Source organism: Nocardioides sp. YJ-D4 (genome assembly GCF_054031495.1).
Genome location: NZ_CM132932.1, coordinates 5,820,891 through 5,833,573, shown reverse-complemented (window position 1 = coordinate 5,833,573; position 12,683 = coordinate 5,820,891). Strand labels below are relative to the sequence as shown.

Annotated in this window: 10 protein-coding genes; 8 read left to right on the top strand and 2 right to left on the bottom strand. The window is 68.7% G+C overall.

What is annotated here, in order from left to right; genetic code table 11:
- Positions 1-77 precede the first annotated feature (77 nt).
- The 4 genes from ACW14X_RS27895 (at position 78) to ACW14X_RS27880 (ending at position 4,036) form a co-directional block, all read left to right on the top strand.
- Positions 78-962 (top strand): PD-(D/E)XK nuclease domain-containing protein, encoded by an 885-nt coding sequence (locus ACW14X_RS27895; RefSeq protein ID WP_457164016.1) that lies wholly within the window; start codon positions 78-80, stop codon positions 960-962.
- A 138-nt stretch (positions 963-1,100) separates the two neighbouring features.
- Positions 1,101-1,763, top strand: a complete 663-nt coding sequence (locus ACW14X_RS27890; protein ID WP_457164015.1) for a hypothetical protein — start codon at positions 1,101-1,103, stop codon at positions 1,761-1,763.
- Between the two features lie 602 nt (positions 1,764-2,365).
- On the top strand, positions 2,366-2,773 hold the full coding sequence (locus tag ACW14X_RS27885; RefSeq protein ID WP_457164014.1) for a helix-turn-helix transcriptional regulator: 408 nt from the start codon (positions 2,366-2,368) through the stop codon (positions 2,771-2,773).
- 36 nt (positions 2,774-2,809) lie between these two features.
- Complete coding sequence (locus ACW14X_RS27880) at positions 2,810-4,036, top strand: tyrosine-type recombinase/integrase (RefSeq protein ID WP_457164013.1); 1,227 nt, start codon at positions 2,810-2,812, stop codon at positions 4,034-4,036.
- A gap of 211 nt (positions 4,037-4,247) precedes the next feature.
- Here ACW14X_RS27880 and ACW14X_RS27875 read toward each other — a convergent pair whose 3' ends face one another.
- Entirely contained in the window at positions 4,248-5,447 is a 1,200-nt protein-coding gene (locus ACW14X_RS27875; RefSeq protein ID WP_457164012.1) for a class I SAM-dependent RNA methyltransferase, read from the bottom strand.
- On the bottom strand, positions 5,444-7,459 hold the full coding sequence (locus ACW14X_RS27870) for an APC family permease (RefSeq protein ID WP_160023112.1): 2,016 nt from the start codon (positions 7,457-7,459) through the stop codon (positions 5,444-5,446). The genes ACW14X_RS27875 and ACW14X_RS27870 overlap by 4 nt, the downstream gene beginning before the upstream one ends.
- Positions 7,460-7,580: 121 nt before the next feature.
- Between ACW14X_RS27870 and ACW14X_RS27865 the strand changes: the two genes are divergently transcribed.
- From ACW14X_RS27865 to ACW14X_RS27850, 4 genes are all read left to right on the top strand, one after another.
- On the top strand, positions 7,581-8,243 hold the full coding sequence (locus tag ACW14X_RS27865) for a potassium channel family protein (RefSeq protein ID WP_160023110.1): 663 nt from the start codon (positions 7,581-7,583) through the stop codon (positions 8,241-8,243).
- Between the two features lie 166 nt (positions 8,244-8,409).
- Positions 8,410-9,081, top strand: coding sequence for a potassium channel family protein (locus ACW14X_RS27860; protein WP_091041412.1), 672 nt, complete (start codon positions 8,410-8,412; stop codon positions 9,079-9,081).
- 118 nt (positions 9,082-9,199) lie between these two features.
- On the top strand, positions 9,200-10,900 hold the full coding sequence (locus tag ACW14X_RS27855) for an ABC transporter ATP-binding protein (protein ID WP_457164011.1): 1,701 nt from the start codon (positions 9,200-9,202) through the stop codon (positions 10,898-10,900).
- On the top strand, positions 10,897-12,639 hold the full coding sequence (locus ACW14X_RS27850) for an ABC transporter ATP-binding protein (RefSeq protein ID WP_457164010.1): 1,743 nt from the start codon (positions 10,897-10,899) through the stop codon (positions 12,637-12,639). The genes ACW14X_RS27855 and ACW14X_RS27850 overlap by 4 nt, the downstream gene beginning before the upstream one ends.
- The last annotated feature ends 44 nt before the right edge of the window (positions 12,640-12,683 follow it).

The window sequence follows — 12,683 nt, the reverse complement described above, 5'->3', positions numbered from 1 at the left end:
GCTCGACGACTGCTTGAGCAACGTCGAACCCGCGTCCTTTGTGGTCACTGGTCCACGGACCGTACAGAATCGACCCCATGGTCACGGTGTTCGATCGCGAGTTTGTCCACGTCAGTGAAGAAGTTCAGCAGGAGTTGCGCTCGCTCGCGGAGGAGGGGGTCATCTACCAATACATGTTCCTCGAGGATGACGATCCAACTCCAACCTACGTGCGGATTCGCTTGCACCCCGCCGAAATGGTCCGCTACGTCTCAGGCGCATGGGCACACGAGCAGTTCCTCGGCGAAATCAACCGCGGACTAGCTGCCGATGTGGCATTGGATACCGTCGACGACCAAAGGATCGCGACTGAGGTGCGGCAATACAACGTCTGGGCCTCGGCTGCGGGACAGGGTTCACTTTACTGCCTCGCCGCATTTCTCGGCTCCGAGTTAGAAAACCTGCTGTGCAGCGCGATCCCAGGGCGATTCGACGTGATTGGTCGCACGTACGAGCACGACCGTCGGCATTTGTTACGCGACATCGTTGCAGCTCTGCCGGAAGCAGTGAACCACCTGAGCCGGACGGCTCGACAAGGCTTGTCCGGCTTGGAGTTCTCGGCTGAGGAGCAGGTCCGCGACCTCCTCTTCTGCATGCTGCGAGGAGTCTTCCCCGACGCGCAACTCGAAGACCCAACAGAGAAGCAGGCCGGGCGCTCGAAGCGTATCGACGTTGTTCTCCGCACTATCTCAACGGTTATCGAACTCAAGTTCGTGCGGGAGAGCAATCACGGCTCGATTGGCGACGAGCTGCGGATCGACATCGAGAGTTACCCGAGACACTCGGCTGCCAAGACTCTCTTGTGTGTCGTATGGGACCCGAACCGGGCGCTGCGCGATCGACACACCTTGGTTCACGACCTTTCAGGTCGCCGAACACGAGATGGCCGCGAGTTTGCCGTGGAGGTCATCGTCGTGCCTTGATCGAGTCCCAGGTAGCAAGGTGCGTCACACCGCCGCTTCAGGGGCAGAATCTGCACTCGAGGGGATCGCCGTCGACACGATCAGGTCCTGACCCCGGTTCGCCAAACGTGAGGCCCGCGGTTTGGCTATCGTGCGGGGATGGCTGCCGATGACACATCCGCCCTGGCGCTTGCGCTGGTAGCCGGGGGATTCTCGGCTTTCGGAGTGCTCGCGAAGATCGCTTATGACGCCGTTGTGGACCGACGGAACCGGAGGGCGCACGGGATCGAGCGATTCGCCGACGAACGCCGGGCGGCGTACGACGACTTCCTGGCTGCAGTCGAGCGCCAGCGCAGGTACGTCCATGCACTCCATGCGCTTGGGGAACGGGCTCAGGCGGGCGAGACGGAGTTGAGCGACGAGGAGCGCGGCGCGTTCCCCCTGTCTGCGATGCCGGACCTGATTGCAGCACTGGACTGTGTCCGCCGCCTGGCGCGGGGGTACACCGTCGTGACATCGGCCGAGGCCTTGGTCCGCCTATTCGGTGACATTGCCAGCGCCGAGCGCGCGGCATTGCACACTCCCGGACCCGACGACGAGATCACATGGTTCCTCCTCCAACGGTTCGTCGAGGATCGAATGAGTGAGTTCCTGCATGCCTACCGGGACGACTTGGGGCTCGGTCCGCCATCCGGAGCGCCCAAACGGTGGCCGGTCGTGGAACGCGCGCGCCCAATGCCGTTGGAGGATTCCGAGCGCGTGCTACGCGCGATCCTCAAGGCGCGGCAGCCAACTGACCCCGAGAAGGAGGAGTCGTCCTAGCTGAGGATGGAGCGCGAGGGCCTGAGGAACCCGACCCCCCATATGCATGCGACCGGCGAGCGCACCATGTCGGCACGCTCGCCTTCCCTCAGCGGCCGTTCGTCCTCCGGGAGACATCGGCCATCTGTTCGAGGGCGAGGCCGAGTTAGTTCGCATCGATGAATTCCGCGAACAACGTGATGTCCTCGGCAAGAAATCCGGTCGGCCAACCGGATCAGGAGGCTGTGCGATGGCCCGGCAATCTCCTCGTCGTGCGAACGATCCATCCGAACCTCCTGTTCGAGTCGCCGCGGCAAGGCATAAGCGAACCAGCGTCACACCGCCGCGTATGCGCGCCGGCCGCGAGGTCCGTTGATGAGTCGGCAGCGGGTTCATCTCGCAGGACGGAAACCGAGGGTTCGAGAAACCCGGCCACCCGTCTGCATGCGGCCAGCGAGCGCAACCATATCGGCACGCCCATCCTCCGCTAGTGGCCGTTCGTCCTCGGCCAAGACATCGGCCATCTGTTCGAGCGCCAGGCCGAGCTCGTTCGCGTCGATGAAATCCGCTGACCGCACATCACATTCGCCTGCACCTACGCGCCGACGCCCGCTCGAAGATCCATGGGCGTCCCCGCGCACCTGACCCATATGCCCAACTCCAAGACGATCAACATCTCTCAACGCGCGCCGCGGGTCCAGGAGAGCGCGTCGGAGGAGATGGCCTCCGACCCGTTCTTCAACACGGAGGACGCCTCCGGCTATCTCGGCGTTCCTAAGGCCACGTTGCTGACGTGGCGCGTTCGCCGGCCGGGTTACGGCCCGCGCGCGGTCAAGGCTGGCGGCCGGCTCAAGTACCGACTCTCCGAGCTCGACCGATGGCTGCGGGCCCATGAGGATTCCTTCCCAGAGGACGAGGACATCGACAACGACCCCTCGCCTCAGCCTCAGAAATCAGTCCGCACCCGTCGCCGCACCAGTCGCTTGCGAGGGGCTGCCCTGCGGGCGACTGGCCCCGACGAGGTCGCCTGAGGTCGAAAGGAGAAAAGAATGGCAAGACAACGACTGATGGTCGGCACCTACGGTGAGATCAGTTGCGTCCGGTTGAAGAACGGGTCGTGGCAGGCGCGCGCTAGATTCTGCGACGTCGATGGTGTGGTGCGTCAGTACCGCAAGAACGGTGAGACCAAGATCAAGGCGAGGGCCAACCTCAAGGCGTTCTTCGTCGACCACACCGGCACTTTCGGCGACGGCACGCTCGCGCCCGACGACACCGTTCAGAATCTTCTCGACCTCTGGTTCAAGAAGATGGAGCAGGCGGACGGCGGTCCCAGCACGGAGACCTTGGGGTACTACCGCTCGCACATCCGCTGGGTCCTGGACAGCGACAAGACCGATCAGCCGCTCGGCGCGTACCAACTCCGGCACGTACGGCCGGTGATCATCCAAGCCGCGCTGGACAGCTCGAGGGTCTCGGCTGACATGCGTAAGCGCATTCGCAGCGTCTTAGTGCGCGCCTTCGACATGGCGATCTTCCACGAGGCGATCAACGGCAATCCGGCTGCCGCTGTCCCCTCGGTCCCGGTGCCGCGGCACAAGAAGAAAGCGGTCCCTGTGGAAGATCTTGATGCCGTGCGAATGGCCATCCGCGAGTGGGCCAGTGCCGACAAGCGGAACGGACCCAAGAGCGTCGACCTGCCCGACATCGTCGAGATGCTGGTCGCCACCGGCATGCGCATCGGTGAACTGCTGGCGCTGCGTTGGTCCGACGTCGAGCTCATTGCCCCACCTGAGCGTCGCGACGACGAAGGCTGGTTCCCGTGGCTGATGGTCAACGGCCAGATCACCTCGAAGGGAAAGCGAATCGACTACGGCAAGACCGACGCAGCGATCCGCCCGATCGCGCTACCCGACTGGGCGGCGGCGCTGCTGCGGCGCCGGAAGGTTGCCCAGACGCCCAACGACCTGGACGCGGTGTTCATTACTCGGAACGGCACCTGGCACTACCCCACCAACATCCAAGGCCGCTTGCGCCACATTCGCCTGCTCGACGACTACGCCGACCTCACGGTCCTCCAGGGCGTCACGCCCCACTCTTTCCGCCGCACCGTAGCGACACAGATCGACGAGGTCTACGACGCCGAGGCCGCCATGAACCAGCTCGGCCACACCTCCAAGACGGTAACCGAGCGGCACTACATCAACCGCAAACTCGTCGTGCCCGACTACCGTTCAGCTACCGAGCGCCTCGCACCTGGCTCCGAGACAAGCGACGGCCCAGCGGCCGGGCTCTGAGAGCCCTCGGGGACCACGAACGACTCCGCGCCCCATCCCGTAGACGCGCTCAGCGACCGTCTACGGGATGTTCTGCGCGCTCCCATACCGTCGCGGCCGCGGACGCGCGCGAGGTTGCCCAGACGCTTGAGCTGGGCTCGCTTGCGAAACCGAGCCCAAAGTGAGCCTTAAGGCCCGTTCTAGGAGATCGACCGCGAAGTCTCGAATCGAATCACTGCTGTTCAGAGCCGGTTTTCGATAGCAATGCAACGCATTCGATGTGATGCGTCATCGGGAAAAGGTCGAAGGCGCGCAGCGTACGCAGCCGGTAGCCGTGCTCGGCGAAGATCGCGACGTCGCGGGCCAGCGCGGCGGGGTCGCAGGCGACGTACGCGACCTTCCGAGGCGAACGCGCGACGACGGCCTCGACGACCTTCCGGCGGGCGCCCTCGCGGGGCGGGTCGAGGACGACGAGGTCGAAGGGGCCGTCCTCGAGACGGCCCAGGACGGTGGCGACGTCGCCGGCGCTCACCTCGGCGGCGGGGACGTTGCCGACCGAGAGCGCAGAGGCGGTGGGGTCGCCCTCGACGGCGACGACGCGGCCGGTGGGGCCCACCCGGTCGGCGAGGAAGGCGGAGAAGAGGCCGACGCCGGCGTAGAGGTCCAGGACGGTGTCTCCCGGGGCGGGTGAGAGGGCGGACAGCACCGCGGAGACCAGGGCCGCGGGCGCGCCCGGATGGACCTGCCAGAAGCCGTCGGCGGAGACCTCGAAGGAGTGCTCCGCTCCCCCGACCTCCACCGTCTCGACGACCGTCCCGGCGCCCGGCTCGCGGGCGTCGGCGGTGGCGATCAGGCAGTCGTCGACGGGGATGACGTCGTGGGAGCGGTACTTCCGCATTCCTCGGCCGCCGCCCGGGGCGGTGGTGTAGCGCTGACGGGTCCGCCAGCGCAGCCCGTCCTCGTCGCCGGGGACGGCCTCGACGACCAGGCCGGCGACCAGCGGGTCCTCGGCGGACAGGCCGCCGAGGCGGACCAGCTGCTCGCGCACCACCGTCGCCTTCAGCTCGCGCTGAGCGGCCACCGAGACGTGCTGGAAGTCGCAGCCGCCGCAGAGGCCGGGACCGGCGTACGGACACGGCGGAACGACCCGTTCCGTTGCGGCCGAGACCACCGAGACGGCGTCCGCGCGCCAGAACCGGTCTCCGGCCGTGCCCTCGGTGATCTCGATGACCACCTGCTCACCGGGGAGGGCGTGGCGTACGAAGACCACCCGAGATGCGTCGTCGAGCGGGACGCGGGCGACGAAGTGGCCGCCGTGGGCGACCGGGCCGACCTCGACCTCGAAGCGCCGCCCGACGTACGACTCGCCCTTGGACGCCTTCGGACGGGTTCGACGCCCGCCCTGCGGCGCCGGCCGCCGACGCCCGCTCATCGGCGTCCGCTTCCGCGGCGCAGACCGGGCGCGAGCCAGTATTCCTCGCGCAGCTCCTCGGCACGCTCCTTGCCGGAGGCGAGCTGGTAGGGCACGGAGATGACCATGACGCCCGGGGTGAACAGCAGCCGGCCCTTGAGCCGCAGCGCCGTCTGGTTGTGGAGCAGCTGCTCCCACCAGCGGCCGACGACGTACTCGGGGATGTAGACGGCCACGACGCCACGCGGGTTGGCGTCACGGATCGCCGAGGCGTACTCGACGACGGGGCGGATCAGCTCGCGGTAGGGCGAGTGGAGCACCTTCAGCGGCATCGGCAGGTTGCGCTCATCCCACTGCTTCAGCAGCTCGGCGGTGTCGGAGTCGGAGGTCGACACCGTCACGGCCTCGAGCGCGTTGGGCCGGGTCGCCTGGGCGAAGGCCAGCGCTCGCAGCGTCGGCTTGTGGAGCTTGGAGACCAGCACGATCGCGTGGACCCGGGTCGGCATGACCTTGTCCTGCTCGTCGGCGGCCAGCTCGCGAGCGACGTTGTCGTAGTGGCGCCTGATCCCCAGCATGACCACGTAGAAGAAGCCCATCGCCAGGATCGTGATCCACGCACCGGCGAGGAACTTGGTGATCAGCACGATCACCAGCACGACCGAGGTCATCCCGAGGCCGAAGGTGTTGATCGCCCGCGAACGCTGCATCCGGCGCCGCTCGCTGGGGTCCCGCTCGGTGGCCAGGTGGCGGGTCCAGTGGCGGATCATGCCCAGCTGGCTGAGGTTGAAGGAGACGAAGACGCCGACGATGTAGAGCTGGATCAGCTTGGTGGTCTGCGCGTCGAAGATGACGATCAGGGCGATCGCCAGCACTGCCAGGAACACGATGCCGTTGCTGTAGGCGAGCCGGTCGCCGCGCGCGCCCAGGGACCGGGGCGCGAAGCCGTCCTTGGCCAGGATCGAGCCGAGCACCGGGAAGCCGTTGAAGGCGGTGTTGGCGGCCAGGACCAGGATGATGCCTGTGACGGTGATGACGAAGTAGAAGCCCGGCGGGAAGTCGGTGAACACGCCAGCCGCGATCTGGGAGATCACCGGGTGCTGCTCGTAGCCGGCCGGCACGGCGTCGCCGGCGGCGGTGCGGAGGTTGTCGAGAGCGTGCGGGTCGACGTAGCGGATGCTCATCTGGTTGGCGAGCACGATGATGCTCATCATCATCGTGATCGCGATCAGGCCGAGCAGCAGCAGCGTGGTGGCGGCGTTCTTGCTCTTCGGCCGCTGGAAGGCGGGTACGCCGTTGGAGATCGCCTCGACACCGGTCAGCGCCGCACACCCGGAGGAGAACGCGCGGGCGAGCAGGAAGATCAGCGCCACCTGGTTGAGCGTGCCCTCCCAGCCCTCCTCGGGACGGATCTGGAGCGAGGCGCTCTCCGCCTCGGGCAGGTTGCCGTTCACCAGCAGCAACAGGCCGTAGAGGCCCATCCCGAGGATGGCGAACATGAACAGGTAGGTCGGGACCGCGAAGAACGTCCCGGACTCGCGTACGCCGCGCAGGTTCATCGCGGTGAGCAGCACGATCGCGATCGAGGCGACCAGCACCTCGTGGCCGATCAGGCTGGGGATCGCGCTGGCGGCGTACTGCGCGGCGTTGGAGATCGACACCGCCACCGTCAGCACGTAGTCGACCAGCAGGGCGCTGGCCACGGTGACGCCAGCCTTGCGCCCCAGGTTGACCGTCGCGACCTCGTAGTCGCCACCGCCGCTCGGGTAGGCGTGCACCGTCTGCCGGTAGGAGGTGACCACGGTCAGCATCACCAGGGCGACGACCAGGCCGATCTTCCAGGACCAGGCGTACGCCGAGGCTCCCGCGACCGCCAGCATGATGAAGATCTCGTCGGGCGCGTAGGCCACCGAGGAGAGGGCGTCGCTGGCGAAAACGGGTAGCGCGATGCGCTTCGGCAGCAGCGTCTCGCCGAGCTGAGAGCTACGGAGCTTGCGACCGATCAGGATCCGCTTGGAGACATCACCAACACCCACAACCGCAGACGCTACGGCACATCGCCGCTTCCTCGCGCTTCCGGATCGCTACGCGCATCCGAACACGCCAACTTCGAGGGCGTACGCGACGCGCGGCCCGGGCGAGTGCAATCATGACACGGTGCACGTAGTGATCATGGGCTGTGGCCGCGTCGGCTCGACCCTGGCCAGGAGCCTCGAGGACCGCAACCACACGGTCTCGGTCATCGACCAGAACTCCGATGCGTTCCGTCGGCTGGGACCGGGCTTCAACGGCGACAAGGTCGCCGGGATGGGCTTCGACCGCGAGGTGCTGCTCAAGGCCGGCATCAAGCGCGCCGAGGCGTTCGCGGCGGTCTCCAGCGGTGACAACTCCAACATCATCTCCGCCCGGGTGGCGCGCGAGGAGTTCGGCATCCAGCAGGTCGTGGCCCGCATCTACGACCCCGGCCGCGCCGAGGTCTACCAGCGCCTCGGGATCAGCACGGTCGCGACGGTGAAGTGGACCGCCGACCAGGTGCTCCGCCGGCTGCTGCCGGCCGGCGCCGAGCCCGACTTCCGCGACATGTCGGGCAACATCCGCATCGACCAGGTCATCATGCCCGAGCCCTGGGTCGGCGAGCGGACCATCAAGTTCCAGCGCCAGTCCGGCAGCCGCATCGCCTGGATCGACCGGCTCGGCGAGGGGATCATCCCCGTCCGCGAGAGCGTCATCCAGGAGGGCGACGTGCTCCACATCGTCATGCGCGAGGAGAACACCGCGCAGGCGTACAAGACCATCAAGAACGGCCCCGAGGAAGATTAGTGGTCACTCCTGCCGCACCAGGCCCTGCTGCGCGTCGCTCGGCACGCACGCTGGCGGCGTTGCCGCCGCTCGACAGACAACCCCGGTATGCCTTCGCGGCGGCGCCTTGCCAGCGCACGCACCGAGCGACGCTCGCGACGGCCCTGGACGACAGGAGTGACCACTGATGCGCGTCGCAATCGCCGGGGCCGGAGCCGTCGGCCGGTCCATCGCACGTGAGCTGATCACCAACGGCCACGAGGTGCTCCTCATCGACAAGAACCCGGGCTCGATCAAGCCCGAGCGGGTCGCCGACGCGGAGTGGCTGCTCGCCGACGCGTGCGAGCTCTCCTCGCTCGAGGAGGCCAGGCTCGACAACTGCGACGTGGTGATCGCCGCGACCGGTGACGACAAGGCCAACCTGGTCTGCTCGCTGCTGGCCAAGACCGAGTTCGGCGTGCCGCGCACCGTGGGCCGGGTCAACCACCCCAACAACGAGTGGCTCTTCACCGAGGCCTGGGGCGTCGACGTCAACGTCTCCACCCCGCGGATCATGTCCGCGCTCGTCGAGGAGGCCGTCACCGTCGGCGACCTGGTGCGGCTGTTCACCTTCCGGCAGGGCCAGGCCAACCTGGTCGAGATCACCCTGCCTGCCGACTCCCCCTACGTCGGCAAGCCCACCGGCCTCGTGCCGTTCCCGGAGAACTGCGCACTCGTCACGCTCCTGCGCGACGGCCAGGTCTACGTGCCCACTCCCGAGCAGCCTCTCGAGCAGGGCGACGAGCTCCTCTTCGTCGTGCCCACCGAGAAGGAGGACGAGCTCGAGCGTCTGCTCGCCCCCACCGGCCACGGCGGCTGACGCCGAAGATCTCGTACGCAGCAACCCCTCGATCTCGGCAGGACAACAGTTGGCTCGCTCCCCCCTCCTCCAGACGCTTCGTCCTGTCCGGGGAAGGCTGATCGCCAGCCTGGTGCTGATGGTCGTCTCGACCGTCGCCGGGCTGGTGCCGCTGGTCGGGATCGTCGAGCTCGCCCGGATCCTGCTGCCCGCGGCGTCCGGCGCCGATGTCGATGCCGACCGCGCGTGGGTCGTGGTCTGGGTGAGCGTGGCGGCGCTGCTGGTGCGCCTGGCGACGGTGCTCGGCTCGTCGTGGCTCTCCCACGTCGCCGACCTCGACCTCTCCATCCACCTGCGCCGGCTGCTGGTCGCCCGGCTCGGCCGGGTGCCGCTGGCGTGGTTCACCGAACGCAACTCCGGCACGGTGAAGAAGGCGGTGCAGGACGACGTCGCCGCGCTGCACCACCTGGTCGCCCACTCGGTCATGGAGCTCACCGCGGCGATCACGCTGCCTGCCGTGGTGGCCTGCTATCTCTTCATCGTCTCCCCGCCGCTCGCCCTGGTCACCCTGGTCCCGCTCGCGCTCGGGCTGGTCGGGTTCCGGACCTCGATGCGGGGCGCCGCAGCGCTCTACCGTGACTACGACGCCGGACTGGCCGAGCTGGCGGCGGCCACGGTCGAGAACACCGGCGGGATCGCGGAGATCAAGACCTTCGGCGCCACCGGGCAGGCGCATCGCCGCCTGGCCGAGGTCGCCACCCGGTTCGGCGGGTTCAACCGCGCCTGGATGCGACACTCCGCCCTGGGGATGCTGCTGATGGAGCTCGCGCTGACACCGGCGCTGACCCTCATGCTCGTCCTCGGCGCCGGGGTCTGGATGCTCCGCGCGAACTGGATCACCGGGCCCGACCTGGTTCCCTTCCTCGTCCTCGGCCTGGCCATGACCGCGCCGGTCACCGTCGCCGGCTATGCCGCCCGCGAGCTGCGCGAGGCCACCGAGGCCGCCCGGCGCATCCAGCGCCTGCTGGCCGAGCCCGAGCTCCCGGAGCCGGCGGCCCCGTGCCCGGCCCCGGACTCCTCCCGGGTCGAGCTGCACGGTGTCTCCTTCGCCTACTCGCCCGGCGCGCCGCCGGTGCTCCACGACATCGACCTGGTCCTCGAACCAGGCACCGTGACCGCGCTCGTGGGCCACTCCGGCTCTGGCAAGTCGACCCTGGCCAAGCTGCTGCCCCGCTTCGCGGACCCCACCGCCGGCCGGATCACGATCGCCGGGGTGGACCTGCGCGAGATGACGAGCGCACAGCTCTACGAGCAGGTCTCCTTCGTCTTCCAGGACACCGGGCTGCTGCGTACCTCGATCCGGGACAACATCCGGCTCGCTCATCCCGAGGCACCGGACGAGGACGTACGCCGCGCGGCCGAGGCCGCGCAGATCGCGGGCCGCATCGACGAGCTCGCGCGAGGCTACGACTCGGTCGTCGGTGAGGACGCCCAGCTCTCTGGCGGCGAGCGGCAGCGGGTCGCGATCGCCCGCGCCCTCCTCTCCGACACCCCGATCCTCGTCCTCGACGAGGCCACCGCGGCAGCCGATCCCGAGTCGGAGGCGCTCGTCCAGCGGGCACTGTCGCGCCTCGTCGCCGGACGTACGCTGCTGGTGATCGCGCACCGGCTCTCGACGGTCACCGCGGCCGACCAGATCGTGGTCCTCGACGAGGGCCGGGTCGCCGAGCGCGGCACCCACGAGGAGCTCCTCGCCCGGGGCGGGCGCTACGCCCGGCTCTGGGCCGCCGACCAGCGCGCCCACCCGGTCGGCGGCTGGGTCCAGGAGGAGCCGGCATGATCACCATCGTCCGCCTGCTCGCCGACCTCCTCGATCACGCTCATCGGCGCCAGCTCGCCCGCGTCGTGGCGATGTTCGTCACCACCGGCGTACTCCAGGGCCTGGCCTTCGCCTGTGTGGTGCCGGTCCTGGACGCCGCCCTGCGCCAGGACTGGGACGCCGCATCCACCTGGCTGGGCGTGCTCGCCGGCCTCTTCGTGGCCCACCATGTGGCGCTGACGGTGGGCAACCTGGACGGCTACGACCTCGCCTGCGACCTGCTCGACATCACCCTGACCCGGCTCGGCGACCACACCGTACGGCTGCCACTGGGCTGGTACGACCAGGACCGCACCGGGCAGCTCTCCCGGATGGCGTCCAAGGGCGCCACCGACATCGCCTCGGTGCCAGGACATCTGCTGCGGCCGCTGATCGCCGCCGTCGTCAGCCCGGTCACGGTGGTCGTCGCGATGGCGTTCCTGGAGTGGCGCCTGGCGCTCGCGCTCTTTGTCGGAGTCGTCGCGGTGCTGGCCACCACCCGGCTCCTGGCGGCGATCGTCGGCCGCGGCGAGGGCGCCTACGACGCCGCGATGGCGGAGGGCTCGGCGCGCGTGGTCGAGTTCGCGCTCAACCAGCCGGCCCTGCGGGTCTTCGGCCGCACCGTGCACGGCAACGAGCTGGTCGAGAACGCGCTGCGGGAGCAGAAGCGGGCGTCGCGACGGCTGCTGGTGACCGGGTTCGGCGGCCTGGGGATCCAGCTGCTCTCCATCCAGGCGCTGCTCACCCTGGTGATCGCGCTGGCCGTCCACCTCAGTCTCGGTGGCACACTCGCGCCGGCCACGGCGATCGGGCTCCTCGTCCTCACCGTGCGGTTCGTGGAGTCGCTCATCGACTACGGCGAGCTCTCCAGCGCGCTGCGGATCGCCGAGGGCTCGTTGCGACGTGTCCTCGACGTGCTCGACCTCGAGCCGCTCCCCGAGCCGTCCACGCCGGCCGAGCCGGCCGACAGCGGCATCGAGCTGCGCGACGTGACCTTCTCTTACAACGGCACCACCCGGGTCCTCGACGAGGTCTCCCTCACCGCGCCGCCACGCTCGCTGACCGCCGTGGTCGGACCATCGGGCTCCGGGAAGAGCACCCTGCTGCGCCTGGTCGCCCGGTTCCACGACGTGACGTCGGGCTCGGTGATGCTCGGTGGGGTCGACGTACGCGATCTGGGCACCGAGGCGCTGATGCGGCGCGTCTCGATCGTCTTCCAGGACGTCTACCTCTTCGAGGGCACCCTGCGGGACAACGTGATGATGTCGCGGCCCGACGCCACCGAGGGCGAGCTGCGCGAGGCCGCGCGGCTGGCCCGGGTCGACGACATCGTCGACCGTCTCCCCCACGGCTGGCAGACCCGGATCGGCGAGGCCGGCTCCACGCTCTCGGGCGGTGAGAAGCAACGGGTCTCGATCGCCCGCGCGCTGCTGAAGGACGCCCCCGTCGTCCTGCTGGACGAGGCGACCGCCGCCCTCGACGCCGAGAACGAGGCCGCGGTCCAGGCGGCGCTCACCGCGCTCTCCGCCGACCGTACGGTCATCGTCATCGCCCACCGCCTCCAGACCGTCGTCGCCGCGGACCAGATCGTCGTCCTCGACGGCGGCCGGATCGTGGAGCGCGGCTCCCACGCCGAGCTGCTGGCTCACGGCGGGCGCTATCTGGACTTCTGGCGCGAACGTACGCAGGCCGAGGGCTGGCGGCTTCTCGCCCGCGAGTAGACCTGGACAGCCGGCTGCCGGGACGTCCCCCGAGGACGACCCGG